This is a genomic window from Glycomyces dulcitolivorans, from assembly GCF_003265355.1.
Classification (GTDB): Bacteria; Actinomycetota; Actinomycetes; order Mycobacteriales; family Micromonosporaceae; genus Glycomyces; species Glycomyces dulcitolivorans.
Genome location: NZ_QFRW01000087.1, coordinates 1 through 20,436, shown reverse-complemented (window position 1 = coordinate 20,436; position 20,436 = coordinate 1). Strand labels below are relative to the sequence as shown.

Genomic DNA, 20,436 nt, shown 5'->3' with positions numbered 1-20,436 from the left:
TGCCGACCGGTCCCGCCGCGCTTGCGCGCAGCTCCTCTTTGGGCTCACTGACTCCCCATTCTGCGGCCTGGCCGTTGCCGGTTGACGGTTTCGGCGAGACCCTGCCCGTGAGCGAATGGCACTCGCTAAATCACTGCTTCCCCGCGCGTGCGGCCGGGCGAGGCCTGCACTCGACCGACCGCAACGCGTGTGGAATGGGCGACTTGAAGGTAAAACTTACTCAGTGTCTGCCACACCCCATTCTGCGATGTTGTAAGCCGCTCGTTGCTGGGAAGCCCAATTGTCCCGGACGTTGACCAACCTATCGGAGACCATCACCATCACCGGTGCGTCCACGATCGGGAGGACGTAGGCGTCCTCGATGACGCGCTTGATCGCCTCGTTCGCACGGGCGGCGGCGTCGTCCATGTCCAGGGTGCCGTTGACGTTCTCGATGAGCGCGTCCAGCTCGGGGTCCTCCAGGTGGCCGAAGTTCGAGCCCGAGCCGGAGGACCAGTACTGCGAGGCGGAGCCGACGAACAGCGGGTCGGAGCTCCAGCCGAAGTTGATCATGTCGAAGTCGGCCTCGGCGAGCACCTCGCCGAGCTTGTCCGGCGCGATCGACTTGAGCTCGACCTGGATGCCGAGGTCGGCGAGGGTGGCCGCGGTGAGCTCGCCGGTGATCTTGCGGGACTCGCGGGTCTCCAGGTAGCGGAAGTTCAGCTCGACCTGCTCGCCGTCGGGGGTGAGGAGGTTGCCGTCGGCGTCCCAGCTGTACTCGGCGTCGAGGAGGGTGTTGCGGGCCATCTCGATGTCGCCGGTGCCCTGGCCGGTCGCGGTCAGGTAGTCGACGAAGTACTCCGAGCCGTTGCGGAACAGGTGGTTGTTCTTGCGCTCGATGTCGGACTGCACGAAGGCGTAGGTCCGCTCGATGATGTTCTCCAGGTCGATGGCCTGGAAGACCGCGGTGCGCAGGGTCTGGTCCGAGAGGAACTCGTTGCGGGTGTTGAGGTCGATGTGCTCCCAGTTCGGGCCGCCGGCCACCGAGTAGGAGACGCCCTCGTCGGCGGTCTCCAGCTGGGTGATGGCCTCGGAGGTGGCCGAGAACGGCGAGGAGCCGTCGATCTCGCCGTTGCGCAGGGCGGTGACGATGTTGTCCAGGCCCTCGATGACGCGGAAGGTGAGCTTGTCGAGGGTGACCTCGGTGTCGCCGGCCCAGTCCGGGTTCGGCTCGTAGATGACGTACTCGCCCATGGCGGCGTCGGCGACCTGGTAGGGGCCGGTCGTCCAGGTCGGGTTCGTCTCCGAGAAGTACTGCTCGGCGGCGGCCATCGCGACCGGGTCGTTCTTCCAGTCGAGGCCCTGCTCCTCGGCCACGTGGGCCGGGTTGGAGAGGACTTCCTCGAACTTCCACTCCGCGGAGTGGTAGGACTCGACGTAGGTCACGGTCACGGTGCTGCCGTCGCCCTCGATCGAGGCGACCTGCGAGCCGTAGGTGGTGTTGGCCGGGGTGCAGCCCTCGCACAGCTCGGCGTTGCCCGAGCGCGCGTACCAGTGGTAGATGAAGTCGTCGACGGTGATGTCGGTGCCGTCGCCCCAGTTGGCCCCCTCTTTGAGGGAGTACTCGACGGTCACGGGGCTCTCGCTCACGAGCTCGGGGTCGGAGGAGAACAGGCCCTCGTTGACGATGAAGTCGCCGTTCTGGTCGAACTGGCCGGTGTACGGCCACATGCCCGCCAGGGCCAGGCTCACGTACGCGTTGTTGCCGTCGGCCGTGTTCTGGTTCCAGCTGCCCCAGCCGGCGTCGATGGCCCACGTGACCTCGCCGCCCTCGGCGCGCTCACCCGAGTTGCAGGTGTCGGCCTCGGTCACGCAGTCGTCCAGGCTGGACGAGGGAGCGTTGCCCCCACCGCAGCCCGCCAGGGCCAGGGTGGTGCAGGCGAAGGCGGCGACGGCCGCCATGTGGTGTCGCTTCATGGTTCCTCTCGTGGGTGTGCGCCGCCGGACCGGACGGCGGGGAGGTCACCGTGGGGGCGGTGTGCCTGCCGGGCCGATCGACCGTCGGGGGGCCGGTGGGGGCCCTGTACGGAGCTGTGGGGGCTCCGCCGAGACGGCGGGTCGGGTGACGCGAGGTACAGCCTTCCACGGGAATCGCAGGTTTCTAGCAGCCGAACCAGAGATGAGTTTCGTTCGTTATGTTCCCGTGATGTTCATTCCCTGAATGGCGGCGAAAGGTGGGATTTTCACAGCCTGCCAGCGGAAACCCGTCGCGACAATGGAACGGGCCGGGAGTTGATTGGGGTGCAGAGTGGGTCGTGCAATTCGGCTGGAGGGGCGCCGCTCCGTCATCGAAGCGCCACCGGATGGAAATCCGTCCAGAAATCAGACGAGCGGCGGAGCCCCGGAAGGGCTCCGCCGCTAGGGCTCGGGGGAACCCTTACTTCAGCTTCCACTCACGGACGTTGAAGAGCGGGCCGGCCTGCGAGTAGCCGTTGGCCAGCGGGCCCTCCAGGACCTGGGGGTTCCAGTAGATCGCCTGCGGCTCGTCGAAGACGGGCAGCGTGTAGGCGTCCGGCACGACCAGCGCGTCGACGGCGTTCGCGAAGTCCGCGGCCTCGTCGAGGTCGAAGGTCGAGCGGACCTTGGCGATCGCCTCGTCGGCGGCCGGGTTGTTGTACTTGCCGTAGTTCGAGCCCGAGGTGGACTCGAAGTACTGCGACGGGGCGACGGTGAACGCGGCCGAACCGGACCAGCCGAAGATGATCAGGTCGAAGTCGCCCTCGGCGAGGACGTTGCCGAGCTCGCCGTCCGGGATCGCGACCAGTTCGAGCGCGATGCCGATCTGGGCCAGCTGCGCCTGCGCCAGCTCGGCGGCGAGCTTGCGGACCGGGTTCGTCTCGCCGTAGCGGACGTTGAAGGTCACGGCGGCGCCGTCGGCGGTGGTCAGGGTCTCGCCCTCGGCCGCACCGGTGTAGCCGGCCGCGGTCAGGATGGCCTGGGCGGCGGCGATGTCGCCGGAGCCCTGGCCCGTCGGGCCGATCTGGTCGACGAAGTACTTGTTGTCGTTCGCGAAGAAGTGGTTGAGCTTCTGCTCGACACCGGTCTCCGGGTAGTTCTTGTCGCAGATGTCCTGGCAGTTGATGGCGGTGAAGACCGCCTTGCGCAGCTCGACGTCCTTGAGGAACTCGTTCTGGACGTTCGAGTCGAAGTGGATCCAGATCGAGCCGGTGTAGGTCTCCAGGCTCATGTTCGGGTCCTCGGCGAGGAGCGCGTTCTGCTCCTCCGAGAACTCGGACGGCCACGCGCCGTCGATGGTGGCCTGGCGCATCTCGGTGACGATGGCCTCGGTGCCCTCGATGACGCGGAGGGTGAGCTTCTCGATGGTCGGCTTGACCGAGCCCTGGTAGTTCTCGTTGATCTCGTACACGATGTACTCGCCGAGCTTCGCGTCGACGACCTTGAACGGGCCGGTGCCGATGAGGCCGGCGCCGTCCGCGGTCGGGGCGGTGGTCTCGAAGTACTGGATCGCGTCGCCCATGACCTCGGGGTCGGTCGCCCACGCGGTGAAGCCGTTGGCCTCGGCGATGTGGCTGGGCAGGTAGATCGTGTTGGAGAACTGCCACTCGGGGTCGGAGTAGCCGGCCACGTAGGTCACGAGGATCGTGCCGTCGTCCTGGGCCACGATCGACTCGACCTGGGAGCCCCAGTCGATGGAGGCCGGGAGGGCCTTCTCCTGGTTGGCGTGCTCGGGCTTGCCGGACATCGAGTACCACTGGAAGATGAAGTCCTCGACGCGGACGGGGCTGCCGTCCGACCACTGGGCGTTCTCGTTCAGCGTGTACTTGATCTGCATCGGCGCCTCGGAGACCAGCTCCGGCTCCGACGCGAAGATCGCGTCGTCGTAGTGGAAGTTGGCGTCGGCGTCGAAGTCGCCGGAACCCGCGGCCATCGGCGTCATGGCCTGGTGGCCGTAGGAGTTGTTGCCCGCCTGGGTGTTCTCGTTCCAGGAGGCCCAGGCGGAGGAAATCGCCCAGACGGCTTCGGTCTTGCCGGAGCCGCCTTCGTCGCCTTCGTTACCGCCGCAGGCCGCAAGGGTGAGGGCGGCGGAGCCGCCGATGGTCAGGCCGCCGAGAGCTCTACGAGTCAGAGCCATGAGTGTTTCTCCTCCAGATATCGATGCCGAGGGGCCTCCGGCTGGACGCGAAAGCGCCGATGCCGCGCGTCCGGACGAACGGGTTGGGGGAAGGCGTTGTTAGCCCTCGGCGGTGTTGTGACAAACACTGGCACAGACGTGAGCGGATTGACACGGCGGAGGGCCCAACTGGAGTTTATTCGTGATGCATTCGTGACTTTGCGCCCTGGCGCGTGTGGTCTGAATGGACCGTGGGGCCGATGTGGCATCGGCCCCACGGGGGAATTCAGTGAATTATCGGGACGGACTGTTGCGAATCAACTCCGCAAATCACAGTCCTCCGATCACGGGGCCTGCCACTCGCGGACGTTCCACACCGGGCCCGCCTGACTGGACGGGTTCACCGGGTCGGACAGGTCCACGAGCGAGGAGTTCCACAGGACCGACAGCGGGCTGGAGTACAGCGGCAGGGTGTACGCCTGCGCGACCGCCTGGGCGCTGATCTGGTTCGCGAAGTCGGCCGACTCGTCCATGTCGAACGTGCCGCGGACCTTCGGGAGCAGCTCGTTGATCACCGCGTCGTCGTAGCCGCCGTAGTTCGAGGCCGAGTCCGTCGAGAAGTACTGGTTCGGACCGGTGGTGAACGCCGGGCTGCCAACCCACGAGAACACGATCATGTCGAAGTCGGCGCTGGCGAGCGTCGCCGAGAAGTCCTCGTCGCCGAAGCCCTTCAGCTCCAGGTCGATGCCGAGCGGCTCCAGCTGGGCCTGGATGATCTCGCCGGTGAGCTTGCGGATCTCGTTGGAGGAGGCGAAGCGGAAGTTGAAGACGATCTGCTCGCCGTCCTTCTCCAGCTTGCCGTCGCCGTTCCACTCGTACCCGGCCGCGGTGAGGATGGCCTTGGCGCCGTCGAGGTCGCCCTGGCCGTAGTTCGCCGGGCCCGTGTAGTCCTGGTAGTAGGGGCTGTCCTCGGTGAAGAAGTGGTTGCCCAGCCAGGGGGCCTCGGTCCCGGGGAAGGCCCGCGACTTGATCTCCTCGATGTCGATCGTCGTGAAGACGGCCTTGCGGAGCTCGACGTCCTTGAGGAAGCCGTTGCGCACGTTGATGTCGAAGTGCGACCAGGTCGCCCCCGCGTACGTCTCGTACTTCCACTCCTCGGGGTTCTCGTCCAGCTCCTGGAGGATCTCCAGGCTGAAGTCGTTGGGCCAGCAGCCGGCGATGGTGCCCTGCCGCAGCTCGGTGACCTCGGCCTCGATGCCCGTGACCGGCTTCATCGTGAGCTTGGTGAACTTGGCGGTCTTGGAGCCCTGGTACTTCTCGTTGGGCTCGTAGACGATGTACTCGCCGAGCTTGTTGTCGACCGGCTTGTACGGGCCGGTGACGACGGTCCACAGGTTCTCGTTGAACCAGGTGATCGCGTCGCCCATGACCTCGGGGTCGGACGCCCAGGTGGCGAAGCCGCCCTCTTCCTCGGCGTAGTGGCTGGGCAGGTAGACGCCGCCGGTGAACTTCCACTCCGGGTCGACGGTGCCCTCGACGAAGGTGAAGACGATGACGCCGGGCTCGGGCTCCTCGATGGAGGCCACGGTGGAGCCCCACGCGGTGCTGGCCGGGAGGGCCTTCTCCTGGTTGGCGTGCTCGGGCAGGCCGGAGACCGAGTACCACTGGAAGATGAAGTCCTCCAGGCGGACCGGCTTGCCGTCCGACCACTGGGCGCCCTCCTTGAGGGTCACCTGGATCTGCATCGGGGCTTCGCTGATGAGCTCGGGCTCGCCCTCGAAGATGGCGTCGTCGTAGAAGACGTTGCCGTCGGGGTCGAAGTCGTAGCCGTTCGCGCCGACCGAGATCATCGGGGTCATCGCGAGGTGGCCGGCCGAGTTGTTGCCGGTGCTCGTGTTCTCGTTCCAGGCTTCCCACGGGTACGCGATCGCCCAGACCAGCTCGCCGCTGGCCTCGCCGCCGTCTTCCTCGTTGCCGCCGCAGGCCGCCAGCATGAGAGCGGAAGACCCGCCGATGGTCAGTCCGCCGAGTGCTCTACGGGTAAGAGCCATTGCTGTGTCTCCTCCATTGGGTCGGCCGAGGGGAGCGCCCGTTCGCGGACCGGGGAGGCGCCGTCGCCGACCGGAGCGCAGAGGGGGCGGACGGCCGCCTCGGCAGTACTGCGACAAACGGTGCCATGTCGACCTGTCGAAGGGAACGTCTCGGTACGGATTTGGCGGATCATTGTTACCCCACCGATATGCGGCGAAGGGGCCGCCCGGACCCGGGCGACCCCTCTTTTTCAGCTGTTTCGCTTACGCGGGCTTCCAGTTCTGAACATCCCAGAGCGGGCCGGACTGGCTGTTGCCGTTCGGGGTCACCCCGGTCAGCAGGTTCTGGTTGTAGATGGTCGACTGCGGCTCGTCGAGCAGCGGCAGCGTGAACGCGGCGGGCATGACCATGCCCTCGACGTCGTTGGCGAACCCGGCGGCCTCTTCGAGCGAGGTGGTCGAGGTGACCTTGGCGATCGCCTCGTCGAGTCCGTCGAGCGAGTAGGAGCCGAAGTTCGAGCCCGACTCGGAGCCGAAGTACTGGAACGGCGCGGTCGTGAACGCGGGCGTGCCGGACCAGCCGAAGACGACCAGGTCGAAGTCGGCTTCGGAGAGGACGGTGCCGAGCTGGCCGTCGGGGATCGCCGTGAGCTTCACGTCGACGCCGATCTCGGCGAGCTGGGACTGGACGACCTCGCCGATGAGCGTGCGGGTCGCGTCGCCCTCGCCGTAGCGGAAGGTCAGCGAGACGGCGTCGCCGTCGGGCGTCATCAGCGTGTCGCCGGTGGTGTAGCCGGCCGCGGTGAGCGCGGCGTTGGCGGCGTCGGCGTCGCCCGAGCCCTGCTGCGGGTCGGTCTGGCTGAGGAAGTCCTCGTGGAACTGGCTGGTCTGGCTGAAGAAGTGGTTGGTGCGGGCCGCGACCTCGGTATCGGGGTACGCGCGGGAGATGAGCTCTTCGTTGTCGATCGCGGTGAACACGGCCTGGCGCAGGACCTGGTCGGACAGGAACGCGTTCTTGGTGTTCGTGTCGATGTGGAGCCAGACGTTGCCCTCGTAGACCTCGGTCTTGATGGCGTCGTCGCCGTCGAGCTTGTCGAGCTCCTCCTGGCTGAACTCGCTGGGCCAGGAGCCGTCGATCTCGCCGTTGCGCAGGGCGGTGACGATGGCGTCGGTGCCCTCCACGACCCGGAGGGTCAGCTTGGTCAGGCCGGGGTCGACGCTGCCCTGGTAGTTCTCGTTGGGCTCGTAGATGACGTAGTCGCCGACGGCCGAGTCGGTGGGCGTGTAGGGCCCGGCCGACCAGGTGGGCGCGGTGGTGCCGAGCCAGTCGGCGCTGTTGCCCATGACGGCCGGGTCGCTCTGCCAGTTCTCGAAGCCGTTGGACTCGATGATGTGGCTGGGCATGAGGTTCGGGAAGGCGAACTGCCACTCGGGGTTGAGGTACCCGTCGACGTAGGTGACGGTGACGACGCCGTCGGCCTCGGCGATGGAGGCGACGTTCGCGCCCCAGTCGGTGGTGGCGGGCGCGCACTGCTCCTGGTTGCAGTAGTCGGCGTTGCCCGACATCTGGTACCAGATGTAGGTGAAGTCCTCGGCGCGGATCGGCTTGCCGTCGGACCACTGGGCGTTCTCGTTGAGGGTGTAGGCCACGGTCAGCGGCGCCTCGGACGTGAGCTCGGGGAGCTTGGCGAGGACGGCGTCGTTGTAGACGAAGTCGCCGTCCTGGTTGAAGTCGCCGAAGGAGGCGGCCATGGGGGTCAGCACCTGGTTGAGGTAGCTGTTGTTGCCCTCGCTCGTGTTCGGGTTCCACGAGTCCCAGCCCGAGCTGATCGCCCAGGTGACGTCGCCGTCGCCGCTGCCGCCGTCGCTGCCGCCGCCGCAGGCGCCGAGCGCCCCCGCCGCGAGCGCCGCCGCACCGGCCACGGCCAGCGCGGTTGCCCTTGCAGGTCGCATATGACCACTCCCCTGTGAGTCCTCTGTGGTTCCGCGCCCACGAGGACGCGACTGGGACATCGTTACACCTGGAAAGGATGATTTCGGGGAGTTTCAGGCAAAACAGCGGGGCTTCGCCCCCAAAAGAAACAGAGCCGGTGCGGAATGCACCGGCCCTGTTCGCGAGCGTCACGCTGCTCTGATGCCCCATTCGGCGACGTTGTAGAGGGCCCGCTGCTGTGAGGCCCAGTTGTCGCGGACGTTGACGAGTTCGGGGGTGGCGATGATGGCGACCGGGGTGTTGACGAGCGGGAGCTGGTAGGCGTCCTGGACGACCTGCTCGGCGATCTGGTTGCCGATGAGGGCGGCCTTGTCGGGGTCCGGTTCGAGGGCGAGGCTGTCGATGAGCGCGTCGAGTTCGGGGTCGTCGAGCCGGCCGTAGTTGGTGGGGGCGTCGGAGGCCCAGAACTGGCGGGCGGAGTTGACGATGACGGGCTGGGAGGTCCAGCCGAAGGCGACCATGTCGAAGTTCGAGTCGTTGAGGGTGGGGCCGAGCTCGGCGGCGGGGAAGGACTTGAGTTCGACCTGGATGCCGATGTCGGCGAGGTTGAAGGCGACGAGGTCGGCCATGGTCTGGCGGTCGTCGGAGCCGTCGGCGTACCGGTAGTTGAAGGTGACGAGTTCGCCTTCGGGGTCGCGGAGGCGGCCTTCGTCGTCCCAGTCGTAGTCCGCGGCGAGGAGGGTGTCGCGGGCCATCTCCATGTCGCCGGCGCCCTGGCCGGTGGAGGTGATGTGGTCCTGGAAGCTCGGGGAGTCGTTGCGGTACAGGTGGTTGAGCTTGCGGGAGGCGTCGGACTGGACGTTGGCGTAGGTGCGGGCGATGATCTCTTCGACGTCGATGGCCTGGAAGACGGCGGTTCTGAGAGCCGGGTCGGAGAGGAACTCGTTGTTGACGTTGATGTCGATGTGGTGCCACAGGGGGCCGCGGTCGACGTTGAAGTTGATGCCGCCCTCGCCGGCGAGCTGGACGACGTTCTCGGCGCTGATGTTGCCGGGGCTGGCGCCGTCGACGTTGCCCTGGCGGATCTCGGTGATGATCGATTCGAGGGAGTCGAAGGACTTGAGGGTGAGCTTGTCGAGGGTGACCTCGGCGGAGCCGGCCCAGTCCTCGTTGGGTTCGAAGATCGCGTACTCGCCGGTCTTGCCGTCGGCCATCTTGAAGGGCCCGGCGGACCAGGTGGGGACGGTGGCGGAGAAGTACTCCTCGGCGGCGGTCATGGCCGCGGGGTCGTTCTTCCAGTCGAGGCCCTGCTCGTCGGCGATGTGGGCGGGGTTGGAGAGGACGGGTTCGTACTTCCATTCGGAGGAGGCGTACGCGTCGGTGTAGGTGATGACGACCTTGTCGGCGGTGCGGCCCTCTTCGATGGAGGCGACTTCGGCGGCGGTGGCGGCGGCGGGGGTGCAGCCGTCGCAGAGGGCGGTGTCGCCGGAGCGGGCGTACCAGGTGTAGACGAAGTCGTCGAGGCCGATGGGGTTGCCGTCGCCCCAGTTGGCGTCGGGGTTGAGGGTGTACTCGACCTGCATGGGGCTCTCGTTGACGAGTTCGGGGTCCTCGGCGAAGATCGCGTCGTTGACGACCCAGTCGGCCTGCTGGTCGAACTGGCCGACGGCGGGCCAGTAGGGGGCGGTGACCTGGAGGGCGTAGACGGTGTACTCGGCGCTGCGGTTGGGGTTCCAGCCGGTCCAGGAGCCGTCGATGCCCCAGGTGATCTCGCCGCCGTCGGCGCGTTCGCCGGAGTTGCAGGCGACCGGGTCGGTCGCGCAGTCCTCGAAGCCGGGGTCGCCGGCGTCCGTTCCGGCTCCGCAGGCGGTGGTGCCGCCCGCGACCATGACCAGGGCGGCGCCGACGCCGATGGCGCCGAGGCCGGGTCGCCTTGCTCGCAACATCCCACTCCTCATGTTCCTCGAACCGATTCGCACGGCTCTAGGCGAATATGAGCATGGGATGCCACCGCGCCCCAAGTGTCCTCATTGACCGTCCAATGGGTACGAATGAGGCGCGGTGGAGGGAAGTATTCGCAGGTGAAGACCGTTGGAGGCCGTTTCTGCAAGGGACCCGCGGATTTCATGGTTTTCGATGACAATCCAGGCGTTCGCCGCGGCGTTCGCTGATTGTGATCAAATCGGTATGAAACCAGAGGCGGGGACCACATCAGACCCGGTGACTCCCCGTTGAACTCCTCAGACGCGCATCTCGGCGGGGAGTTCCCGCGCGTGGACGACGGTGAGCCGCGAGACGGCGCGGGTGAGCGCGACGTACAAGTGCCGCAAGCCGACTCCTTCGACCGTCGCGCCTCCGGTGGCGGGCGCTTCGACGATCTCGACGGGTTCGACGACTACGACGTGGTCGAATTCGAGGCCCTTCGCGAGGCTCGCGGCGACGAGCTCGACCCGTTCGGTCCCTTCGAGGAGCGGCCGGAGTTCATCCGCGCGCGCGTCGGCGGCGATGACGCCGACCAGGCCTTCCTCGTTGAGCGCCTTGGCGACCGCTTCCTGCACGCCCGCGGCGAGGTCGGGGCCCTCCACAAAGTCGAGGGAGCCGTCGGAGCGGATCGACCGGGCGGGGGCGACGTCGACGTGCAGGTGCGGCAGGACCCCGTTGGCGAGCTCGATGATGACGGCCGGGACGCGGAACCCGGTCGTCAGCTCGGTGTGCTCGACCTGGTCCTTCCCCAAGTGCCGCATCTGGTCCGCCCACGAGGCGGCGGCCCACGGCGTGGTCCCCTGGGCGAGGTCGCCGAGGACGGTGACCGAGCCTTTGCCGGAGCGGCGGGCGATGACCCGGCACTGCATCGGGGACAGGTCCTGGGCCTCGTCGATCACGATGTGGCCGAACGAGTCCGAGGGGTCCCGCAGCTTCAGGTGGGCCTCGATCTCGTCCGAGATGAGCAGGTCGGCAGCGGTCGGCCGTGTGGGCTTCCCGGCGAGCAGGGAGGCCTCCTCCTCGGTCAGGATGCCCCGCGTAGCGTCATCCCGAAACGTCTTGTCGCCGTAGAGCTTTTTCATGACGGTCTTGGTGTTGAGCTTGGGCCACACCGCCTCCATGAAGCCCTGGACGGCCTCGGTGCGCTTGATCCGGGTCCCCCACTTGGAGTCCGGGGAGTGCCCGGAGCGGATCTCGGCCTGGCGGCGCACGCCCTGCACGATCGCGTCCTCGACGGCCTTGCGCCCGGCGGTGTAGGTGCGGGTGTTCTTGCGGGCGAACGTGACCGCCTCGTCCAGGTACTTCAGCCCGAGCCGCCAGCGCCAGCCGCCGTCGGCGATGAGGAGCCCCTCGTCGGGGGTGATGCCCCCGTCGGCGGCGGTGCCGACGTGGCCCCAGACGGCGCGCTCGCAGACGAGGGCGATGCGCTCGTCGTGCTTGACGAGCGCGGCCTCGTGCGTGTCGGTCGCGGCGGCGGTGTGGGCGCCGGTGAGCTGCTGGACGGTGGTCTGCCAGACCGACGTCTCACCAAGGGTCGGAAGGACACCGGAGATGTAGGAGAGGAACCCCTCGTTGGGGCCGACGATGAGGACGCCGGACTTGGTGAGCTTCCCGGTGTAGTTGTAGAGGAGCCAGGCGGCGCGGTGGAGCCCGACGGCGGTCTTGCCGGTGCCGGGGGCGCCCTGGACGCAGAGGTTCGTGGCGGCGTCGCGGCGGATGAGCTCGTCCTGGTCGGGCTGGATGGTGGCGACGATGTCGCGCATCGGCCCGGTGCGGGGGCGCTCGATCTCGGCGGTGAGGATGTCGGAGGCGACCTCTTCGCCGAGGACGAGGTTCTCGTCCTCGAACCCGGTGAGCCGGGCGCCCTGGAAGCCGAAGCGGCGGCGCTTGGCGACGTCGCGGCGGTCGTGGACGGAGGCGCGGTAGTACTGCTCGGCGAGGGGCGCGCGCCAGTCGAGGACGATCGGGTCGTTGCGCTCGTCGCGGATGTGGCGGCGGCCGATGTGGAAGTCCTCGCCGTCGTCCATCCAGATGCGGCCGAAGTAGAGCGCGATGTCGCGGTCGCTGAGGTCGGCCAGGCGCGGCACGGTGTAGTTGGCCATGGCCCAGCCGAAGTGCTGGTCCGAGCCGACGTCGCCGATGCCGAGGTTCTTCCCGGACTCGTCGAATTCGCCGGCGTAGGTGCGGTGGATGGCCTCGGTCAGGTCGCGCATGGCGGCCATGAGGTCGCGGGCGCGCGCGTGGTGGGCGATTTCGGCTTGGAGTTCGGCTTCTGACACAGGAGTCTCCCCGGTGGATTTGTCAGAGATCACGGATGCCTGAAAGGCGAACCGTAGACCCTACCCGGGGATGACCAGCGAAGGCAATCGATTTACCGAACGCTGAGGGGCTTCACATCCACCAATCGCCCATCGTCCCGATGCAGCACCCACCCGCCACCGGGAAGCAGCTCCTCCGAAGGCTCCTGCGAATGAAAAGCAAGGTCATGCCCATCCAAGGCCGCCACTGCGACAAGCAGTGCAGCAAGCACCGGACCCTCGGCACAAACCACAGAAGTCCGCCGGGGATCGGGCAGACACCGCAGCGCCCGGGCCCCAAGCCAGACGGCGGCATGAACAGGCAAAAGCTTAGGCGCGTCAGAAGCCAGATCCGCCGAGACGGAACTCTGGAGGTCGAGGCGGCTGGCAAGCGGCCCCAAGGTCTCGGTGCACGCGCTCCCCGGGCCGCTGAGGAGCGTCGTCGGGTTGTAGAGCTGCAAGAAGTCGGCAAGGGCCCAGGCCCGCCGCGACTGCGCGTCCGTGAGTCGGTCGGCGGGGTCGTCGGAGACATGGCGCAGCAGGATGAGCGCGGACAGCATATTGAAGATGCTTCATCCCCGGATGAACGACAGTTGAACCCGAAGTTTGCGCGGAGGTGAACAGTCCGCACCGGACCGATCAGGGCTGGTAGCGGAGGTCCTCGTACTCCTCGTGGCGCTGCATCCAGCGGTCCACGAACGGGCAGGTCGGGTACGCCTTGGCACCCTTCGCCCGCAGGTCGTCGAGCGCGTGCCGCACCAGCCGGTCCCCCCAGCCCTGCCCCCGCAGCGACCGGTCGACCTCGGTGTGCGGCAGCACGACGAAGTCCTCCCGCGTCAGGTACTCCAGGTACCCGAGCACGCCTCCAGCATCGTCCCGCAGCTCGTACCGCTGCTCCTCGCCGTTCTCGACGACAGAAAGATCCGCCATGCGCCAACCCTATCCGGCGGGAGGCCCTCGCAGCCCGGCTAAACGGCGCTCGTCACTCTCACCCGGCCCGGGAGGGCGGCCGAGGCGATCGCTCCGGCGAGGCAGATGGCGACGGCGGCGGTGAAGACGTCGGCGTACTGGGCGGCGAGGGCGCGGTCGAGGGCTTCGAGGTAGACCGTGTACTGCTGCTGGAACTCGGCTTCGGTGACGCCGATGGGGAGCGGCATGTCGAGGTCGGCGGTGGACTCCAGGAAGCGGTTGAGGCTCCAGGAGGTGAGGGCGGCGACGCCGATGAGCATGCCCATCATGCGGGCGACGACGGCGAACGCGGCGGCGGTGCCGTGGCGGTCCTCGGGGACGGTGCGCAGGGCCGCCGAGGAGAGCGGGGCGATCGTGAGGCCGAGGGCGAGACCGGCGAGGGCCAAGCCCGGGCTGACGTCGGGGACCGTGCGGGCAATCCACACGTAAGCGGCTGCGGCCGTGGCGAACCCGGCGATCGACGGGATCCGCTCGCCGAAGCGGGAGGCGAGGGCGCCGCCCGCGACCGCGCCGAGCGGCAAGCCGACGAGGAACCACATGAGCAGGAGCGCGCCGCCGGCCGAGTCGAGGCCGAGGAGGGTCTGGGCGAGCAGCTGCGTGTCGACGAGGGTGACCATGAGGACCGCGCCCGCCGCGGCGCTCGCGGCGAGGCAGGCCGCGTACGGGCCCCAGCGGACGCCCTCGGGGTCGAGGAGGCGCACCCGCGAGAAGCGCTGCTGGAGCGCGAAGACGACGAGCACCGCGGCGCCAGCGGCGATCGCGATGGGCCCCCAGCTCGGGAGCACCGAGTATTCCGGTTCGGGGTTGTAGAGCCCGACCGTGAACAGCCCCAAGGCGACCGCGAGGAGCCCGCCGCCGAGGAAGTCGATGCGGGCGTCCTTGCGCGGCGCCCCCGAAGGGAGCGCGAAGTGCACGGCCAGCGCCGCAAGAATTGCAAGCGGGATGTTGATCCAGAAGATGCCGCGCCAGCCGACGAGCGCCGCGATCCCCGCGCCCGCGAGCGGCCCGAGGACCGCGCCGAGTTCTTGTGCCGCGCCGACCCAGCCGAGGACGACCGCGCGCCGCCGGGCGGCGAAGAGGTCGGCGGCGAGGGCCATCGTCACCGGCAGGAGCGCGCCGCCCGCGAGCCCCTGGAGGGCGCGCCCGGCGACGAGGGGGGCGAGTTCGAGCGAGACGGCGCTGATGACCGACCCGATGGCGAAGGCCGCCAGGCACACGTGGATGACGATGCGGCGCCCGAACCGGTCCGAGACGCGCCCCAGCAGCGGCATCCCGGCGATGTAGCCGAGGAGGTAGCCGGTGACCAGGGGCGTGGCCCGTTCGAGGTGGTTCACCGGGATGTCGAGGTCGCCGATCATGTCGACCAGGACGCTCACCAGGACGTACGCGTCGATCGACCCGAGCAGGACGGCGGCGCCGGCCGCGCCGACCGCGAGGCGCCTGCGCCCCGTTCTAAGCGGGGGCAACGATCTCGACCGGTTCGTCGTACTGGTCGAAGGTGAGGGTCACGGTCGCGTCCCCTTGCGCGAACTCGGCTTTGACGACCCGGAGGTGCTCCTGGTCGAACCAGACGGTCGCGGTGTTCCAGTCGCCCGCGGCGGGCAGGAACTCGGCGAACGCGGCCGGGTCGAACACGACCTCGTACCGGTAGGCGTCGACGCCGTCCACGGTCTCGGTGTCCTGCGGGGTGGCGGACTCGACCGCGGTCAGGAGCGCGGCGATGCCGCGGTCGGGGTCGAGGAGCACGGTCGGGTCGTACGGGAGCAGCTCGTCCCCGACGGGGATCTCCTGGTAGCCGCCGGTGACGCCCTTGACGTAGGCGGTCTCGCCGATGATGACGTACTCGACCTCGACGTCCATGCCCAGCGCCGTGATCGTCCCGGTCCCTTCGGCCTCACCGCTCTTGGTGACGACGCCGTCGGCGCCCTTGACCGCGAGCCCGTCGACGGTCCCGTCCACGGTGAGTTCGAAGTGGACGGACTCGACCTCGGCCATCGCGGCGGCCGCACTGGGCAGGGCCTCGTCGGCGGCGGGCAGGTCGTCCGCACCGCCCGAGCAGGCGGCCAGGAGCGCGCAGGCGGCGAGGCCGGCCGCGCCGATCAGGGGGCGTTTCGATCGCATGGCCCGATCCTATGCCGCCCCCGCTCCAGTGGGGAGCCCCCGGCGGCGCGGGCCGGGGGCTCCCCCTGGGGAATCAGGCGCAGCCGACGGTGGGCCAGTTCCAGTTGCCGTTGGCCTGGATGGTGAGGCCGAAGTTGTTCCCGCTGCCGTTGGGGGTGGCGACGAGCTGCTGCGCGGTCGGGTAGGACGCGTTGCAGTTCCACGTCGCGAGGACCTTCGCGGGCGAGGGGATGTTCAGCGTGGTGCGCCAGTCGCTCTTGCCGGAGACGGCCACGTTCAGGTTGTAGCGGTCGCTCCAGCGCTGGCCGGCCGACAGGACCGCGGTGCACGCGCCGCCGCCACCGCCCCCGCCACCGCCGCCGGTGGAGCCGACGGTGATGTTGGAGCTGCCGGTGGACTGGTAGCCCTCGGTCGCCATGATCATGTAGTAGCTGAAGCTGCCGAGGTTCATGCCGGCGCGGGCCCACGCGTCGAAGTGGGCGCCGGTGTCGATCGAGCCGGAGGTGCGGGCGCCCTGGCGGACGCTCCAGTACTGGTTGAACGTCTTGGTGCCCTCCACCGACGGGGCGTTGTAGCGCGTGGACTGGCCGAGCCAGTACGTGCCGCCGTTGATGGTCGCGGTGCCGCGGTTGGTGGCGCCGCTGCTGGGGTTGTACGGGCCGTGGGACTCGACGATGTAGTACTCCACCAGCGGGTTCGAGGTCCAGCCGTAGAGCGCGAGGTACCCGTTGCTGCCGTGGTTGACCGAGCCGTTGTAGTCCACGACGCGGCGCCCGCCGTTGGCCCAGCCCTTGCCGCCGACCCAGTTGTTGGCCCCGTTCCACTGGGAGCTGTAGTTCCCGCCCGCGCCGAGGGTCATCGAGGCGCGGCCCTGGGTGTCGGTCCAGAACGAGTAGTAGTAGCCGTTGTGGGTGCCCTCCTGGTTGGTGGTGATCACCTGCTGCGCCTGCGCGGCGCTCGGCAGGAGCAGCCCGGAGGCCCCGAGCGCGAGCGCGCCGGTGCCGCCGAGCAGGAGGTTGCGGCGGCTGAAGATGCCAGGGGGAGGGTTGTACTTCATCCTGTCTCCTTGGAAGGGTGCGAACGGCCGCGCCCGAACGCGAACCGCATCGAGAGACATCGATCTCTCAATTGACACCATCGTGGATCAGACATCGGAACGTGTCAATGACTTCCGGAAAACTATCGGAACTTTTCGGCCCAGATTCTCCCGCAAGCGCTCTCATCCACCCAGCTCACGTCCGATCCCAAACGAGAACCCTCGAAAACCGCCACCAACCCGACGAGCCGACGCCCCCACCCCACCCCACAATTTCCGGAAGTTTCGGAGCACGAAAAAAGCCACCCGCACGAAGCGAATGGCCCTCGAAGAAAGTGCCCCCGGCAGGATTCGAACCTGCGACACCTGGTCCCGGAACGCACTTCTGAGGACCAAGTGACACAGGTCGTCAAGCCGCAGACCGCCCCGACCAGGCATGACCCGGGTTTCGCACGTCCACCGATGTCCGCCGCCAACCATGGCGATTGGCCCCCCATTTGGCTCCCTACGCGGCCTTGTATTCCGAGACAACGCGTGCCTGTCGCTGAGCTAGCGTTAGTCCAAGCATCCGCCGTAGGGCCTGACATGGAACAGCACAGCTAGGTCACAAGAATCAGCCCACGACCTGCGAAAACGTAACCCGCTCAGCGTGCTCCTACGGGCCTACCAGAGCTCGCCCCTACCTCGGGGTACAACTTCGCGCGAATCAATAGCCACTCCTCCGCCGCAGTAGTCTCACACCGCGACAGAATCGGCCTCATTCCCAATTTTCAGCGTCATTTGGATTCTTGCCGCCTCGGATGAGCAAGAGAAATCTTGTTAGAAGCGTACGAAAGAACTCCGCAGACTCTTGAGCAAACAACCTTGACTCCCTCTCAGCACTTGCGAGTCCTAGCGGCAGCGGCTCCGATACACGGATCGAACCTGGAGCGATCTCTCGCACCTCCATTGCAGGGCCTCCGTAAATGAACGGGGTTCGAATCAAACGAAATGAATCACCCTGTGTAATTACATAAATTCCGATAGAGAATCCGTGTTGATTTGGATTCTTGTCACCAGGCATTGTCCACGTCAAATAAAGGCCTGCCTGAGGGTTCGAGTGCTGGCTATAATGCTCAATCTCGACCTCAGCAGAAAGTCCGAAATCATAGACTTCTGCTAGTGCTGGAAACGATGGCCCTCCGCCTGCAATACTCGCAGACACTTCGTACCTTGATGCCTCATTCAGCGAACGCAGATCTTCGCCAAGCTGGGCCCCTATTTCATCTGCCAGAATCTGCTCTATCCGATTAGTATCCCTACGTCGTCTTTCGGTGCGAGCCTGTTTTAGCCGCCTCTCAACCGCCTCCTCGGTACTCCCGATTTGAGATGCTGCAAGAAGTGCTTCGGAAAAAGAGCGATCGCCGGAAGACGATTCCTCTTGATTTTCGTCAAATAGTCGCATCGTATGCCGAAGATCTCCTTGTATCGCTGCCCAATCTTTTAGCCGCGCGCGGGGGTCAATTACTAGAATACGCTCGAAAAGCTGGTGCATTCCGAGGAGCCTATTGTCACCGAGCAGGCGGTGAAGTTGTTTCCCTTCCTCAAGGACTGCCTCCCGGGCGGGTGGGTTGCGAACGGCAATTACTGCCCATGCAAGCTTTGCCCAGGAGTAACAGTCACCTGGACGTTGGTCCACCTCCTCGGATATACCGGACTCGTGTTCCGGCGCCATGTAGAGGCGAGGACCAACAATCTCACTGGTCTCGGTCAAGCGAGCATCCTCGATCGATATGCAAAGACCGAAGTCCGCTAGGAGAATTTGATCCCCGTTCAAAAGGATATTCTCAGGCTTGATATCACGATGAGCCAGTCCTTGCTGATGCACGAGAGCTAGTGCATCCGCAATTTTGGCCACGAGTCGCAATCGCGAAAGAGTGTCCAAGCGCCTAGATTGGCTGCCTATAAGCTTTTGAAGGGACCCGTCAGGATACCAAGGCATGATAAACCAGGGCTTATCTGCATCTAGGTCATCGGCCTCCACCTTTGGAACCGGAACTCCAAGACCATAAAGCTCCTTCATGGCCGCAACTTCCCTACTGAAACGTTCAGATCGTCGCGGATTATCCGGATTCCTCAAGCGCTTGAGAGCAAACTTCTCCGAGCTTCCAATGCGACGAACTTGATAAACGAAACCTTGACCCGAATTAGGAGGGTCTGTTCCAGGAACTTTTTCCCATCCAGGTGGAAATTTCGACGCCATTGCTAGCCTCCTTGGTTCCTGAAGCTCAAATCAGTCTTTGATGGTACTTCATCTCTCTTTCCAACTCACTCAGCCGAATAGTCAATCTCATTACGGACTCGTCGATGCCACCCAGAAAGCACCTCCGTGCCTCTGACCTGCAAAAACGCAACCCGCTGAGGATGCCTCTAACAGCCTCTCGGCCCACGTCCCTACCTGGAGTAGCACCGGGTACGCCACAGACACCCTCAGCGGGGCGGATCTCAGAGTGTTTCCGCTGGTTAGCGAATCCTTGATGGCAGATCGTTAATCGTGGCGCTGAGGTCGCGGAGGGACAGAGCGAGTTGATCGGCCTGCTCGATGTTGGCGCGGGAGAGGGCGATGATTGCCCATACCTGAGCGAGTTCGGTGTGGTGCTGGCGTGCCGCCGGATCTTGCTCAGCGGCGGCGGCGGTGGCGTGGGCTACCGCCTGGTCCTGAGCTTCAGCCCATGTCGGCAGTTCTGACTTGGGGGTAGTCATGGTCGTGTCCCTTCGTCGAGAGTCATTGCCGTCCAGTTGACTAAGTACCCGCAACCCGGGTCTAGCAATACGAGGCACCGATGTCGCAGGCCTGCGGAGTGAAGCCGACCGTGCCGTCGTCGCCAAGGACGGCGATGCCGTTGGCGTGGACTTCGGCGGCGATGGTGCGGGTCTCCCCCGTCACTGTCTCGTACTCCGCGACGGCTGCGCCCGGCTTGACGGTGCGGACTTCAAGGCCGCCTTGGTAGTCGGGTTCGACCTCGACAGCGGGGTATGACTCCAGAGTCCAGGGGGTGCCTTCGGGCATGATCGTCATCCACCCGGAGTCGTCGCGCCATCCACACGCGGCGTCGGGGTAGCCGCCGGCCGCCGCGCACGCGTCGATGTGGGCCACCACGGCGGCGAGGGTGTCGGATTCGGCGGCGGGTTGAAGGTCGGCGGACAGGACGGCGGTGGCGTCCTCGCCGAGAGGGACGGCCACGGTCGTCTCGGCGTCCGTCCAGAGAGCGTCGCCGGTCGCGGTGGCGGCGTAGACCCCCGGGAGCGCTAGAAGTCCCGTGGCGTCGTCCTCGTCGCTCCATTGGTCGTCGTCGGCCGGTGCCTGGTCGACCGTGGCGGCGGCGAGCTGTACCGCCCCGGGCCTAATCGCCGTCGCGGTCACCGTGGTTTCCAGGGGCGCGGGGTTGAGGCTCCAGGGGCGGGCCCAGCCGCCGCCCTCGCGGGTGGCGTCCAGCTCGACCGTGTGCGCTTCTCCCCCAAGGGTGTAGGCGAGGGTCACCGTGGCGTGCTCCATGTCGGGGCGCTTGGTGTAGTCCTCGACCCAGCGGACGGACATGCCGTCTCCGGCTGCCTCCCATTGCCCGGCGGTGTCGTAGTCGACGCTGACGACCTCGACGTTTCGGGGAGGCTCATACCCGGTGTCGAGTGCTCCGGCGGCGAGGAGCGGGTGGGCGTCGGGGTCGATGCCGAGGAGCGCGGCGACGGCGGGGCCGTCCCCGGCTTCGAGTGCGGCGGCGAGGTCCCGGGCGGGTTCTTCGGGCGTGTAGCGCTGTCCCTGCACGACGTACAGGACCCCGGCGGCGGCGAGGGCAAGCACCACGGCGACGGCCGCCGGGATGGCGAGGCGCCGAGGCAGGCGGAGGCGCCGCGTCCATACGGCCGCGTCCCCTCGGCGCGCCGGTCGCGGCAGGCCGACCGCCGGAAGCGGCGAGGCC

At 66.9% G+C, this 20,436-nt stretch carries 14 protein-coding genes; all 14 read right to left on the bottom strand.

All coding sequences use genetic code 11. The features are described from left to right. Nucleotides 1–216: 216 nt before the first annotated feature. Nucleotides 217–1,956 (bottom strand): ABC transporter family substrate-binding protein, encoded by a 1,740-nt coding sequence (locus DI269_RS09760; RefSeq protein ID WP_112135190.1) that lies wholly within the window; start codon nt 1,954–1,956, stop codon nt 217–219. 460 nt (nt 1,957–2,416) lie between these two features. Then, nucleotides 2,417–4,132 carry an ABC transporter substrate-binding protein gene (locus tag DI269_RS09755; protein ID WP_112135188.1) on the bottom strand — a complete coding sequence of 572 codons (1,716 nt, stop codon included), beginning with the start codon at nt 4,130–4,132 and terminating at the stop codon, nt 2,417–2,419. Nucleotides 4,133–4,455: 323 nt separating this feature from the next. Continuing rightward, a complete protein-coding gene (locus DI269_RS09750) occupies nt 4,456–6,162 on the bottom strand; it encodes an ABC transporter substrate-binding protein (protein ID WP_157974871.1) in 1,707 nt (568 codons plus the stop codon). A 243-nt stretch (nt 6,163–6,405) separates the two neighbouring features. Beyond that, the gene (locus tag DI269_RS09745) at nt 6,406–8,094 is read right to left on the bottom strand and encodes an ABC transporter family substrate-binding protein (RefSeq protein WP_157974870.1); all 1,689 of its coding nucleotides are present in this window, start codon (nt 8,092–8,094) and stop codon (nt 6,406–6,408) included. 168 nt (nt 8,095–8,262) lie between these two features. After that, nucleotides 8,263–10,020, bottom strand: coding sequence for an ABC transporter substrate-binding protein (locus DI269_RS09740; protein ID WP_157974869.1), 1,758 nt, complete (start codon nt 10,018–10,020; stop codon nt 8,263–8,265). A 294-nt stretch (nt 10,021–10,314) separates the two neighbouring features. After that, nucleotides 10,315–12,369, bottom strand: coding sequence for a HelD family protein (locus tag DI269_RS09735; protein WP_408612283.1), 2,055 nt, complete (start codon nt 12,367–12,369; stop codon nt 10,315–10,317). A 59-nt stretch (nt 12,370–12,428) separates the two neighbouring features. Beyond that, on the bottom strand, nt 12,429–12,914 hold the full coding sequence (locus DI269_RS09730; RefSeq protein WP_112135178.1) for a hypothetical protein: 486 nt from the start codon (nt 12,912–12,914) through the stop codon (nt 12,429–12,431). Nucleotides 12,915–12,993: 79 nt separating this feature from the next. Continuing rightward, the gene (locus tag DI269_RS09725; protein ID WP_112135176.1) at nt 12,994–13,284 is read right to left on the bottom strand and encodes a GNAT family N-acetyltransferase; all 291 of its coding nucleotides are present in this window, start codon (nt 13,282–13,284) and stop codon (nt 12,994–12,996) included. A 38-nt stretch (nt 13,285–13,322) separates the two neighbouring features. Beyond that, a complete protein-coding gene (locus DI269_RS09720) occupies nt 13,323–14,789 on the bottom strand; it encodes an MFS transporter (RefSeq protein ID WP_112135174.1) in 1,467 nt (488 codons plus the stop codon). After that, nucleotides 14,776–15,444 (bottom strand): LppX_LprAFG lipoprotein, encoded by a 669-nt coding sequence (locus tag DI269_RS09715; RefSeq protein ID WP_112135172.1) that lies wholly within the window; start codon nt 15,442–15,444, stop codon nt 14,776–14,778. The genes DI269_RS09720 and DI269_RS09715 overlap by 14 nt, the downstream gene beginning before the upstream one ends. A 73-nt stretch (nt 15,445–15,517) precedes the next feature. After that, nucleotides 15,518–16,501, bottom strand: a complete 984-nt coding sequence (locus DI269_RS09710; RefSeq protein WP_112135170.1) for a glycoside hydrolase family 11 protein — start codon at nt 16,499–16,501, stop codon at nt 15,518–15,520. Nucleotides 16,502–17,237: 736 nt separating this feature from the next. Further along, nucleotides 17,238–18,722 (bottom strand): serine/threonine protein kinase, encoded by a 1,485-nt coding sequence (locus DI269_RS09705; RefSeq protein ID WP_112135208.1) that lies wholly within the window; start codon nt 18,720–18,722, stop codon nt 17,238–17,240. 260 nt (nt 18,723–18,982) lie between these two features. Then, entirely contained in the window at nt 18,983–19,222 is a 240-nt protein-coding gene (locus tag DI269_RS26950) for a hypothetical protein (protein WP_157974868.1), read from the bottom strand. Nucleotides 19,223–19,283: 61 nt separating this feature from the next. After that, on the bottom strand, nt 19,284–20,436 hold a 1,153-nt coding region (locus DI269_RS09700), incomplete at its 5' end, for a hypothetical protein (protein WP_157974867.1).

Coding starts and splice junctions, on each gene's coding strand:
- DI269_RS09760 (WP_112135190.1), bottom strand. CDS start 1,956: ATGAAGCGACACCACATGGCGGCCGTCGCCGCCTTCGCCTGCACCACC.
- DI269_RS09710 (WP_112135170.1), bottom strand. CDS start 16,501: ATGAAGTACAACCCTCCCCCTGGCATCTTCAGCCGCCGCAACCTCCTG.
- DI269_RS09705 (WP_112135208.1), bottom strand. CDS start 18,722: ATGGCGTCGAAATTTCCACCTGGATGGGAAAAAGTTCCTGGAACAGAC.
- DI269_RS09755 (WP_112135188.1), bottom strand. CDS start 4,132: ATGGCTCTGACTCGTAGAGCTCTCGGCGGCCTGACCATCGGCGGCTCC.
- DI269_RS09740 (WP_157974869.1), bottom strand. CDS start 10,020: ATGTTGCGAGCAAGGCGACCCGGCCTCGGCGCCATCGGCGTCGGCGCC.
- DI269_RS09730 (WP_112135178.1), bottom strand. CDS start 12,914: ATGCTGTCCGCGCTCATCCTGCTGCGCCATGTCTCCGACGACCCCGCC.
- DI269_RS26950 (WP_157974868.1), bottom strand. CDS start 19,222: ATGACTACCCCCAAGTCAGAACTGCCGACATGGGCTGAAGCTCAGGAC.
- DI269_RS09745 (WP_157974870.1), bottom strand. CDS start 8,094: ATGCGACCTGCAAGGGCAACCGCGCTGGCCGTGGCCGGTGCGGCGGCG.
- DI269_RS09750 (WP_157974871.1), bottom strand. CDS start 6,162: ATGGCTCTTACCCGTAGAGCACTCGGCGGACTGACCATCGGCGGGTCT.
- DI269_RS09715 (WP_112135172.1), bottom strand. CDS start 15,444: ATGCGATCGAAACGCCCCCTGATCGGCGCGGCCGGCCTCGCCGCCTGC.
- DI269_RS09725 (WP_112135176.1), bottom strand. CDS start 13,284: ATGGCGGATCTTTCTGTCGTCGAGAACGGCGAGGAGCAGCGGTACGAG.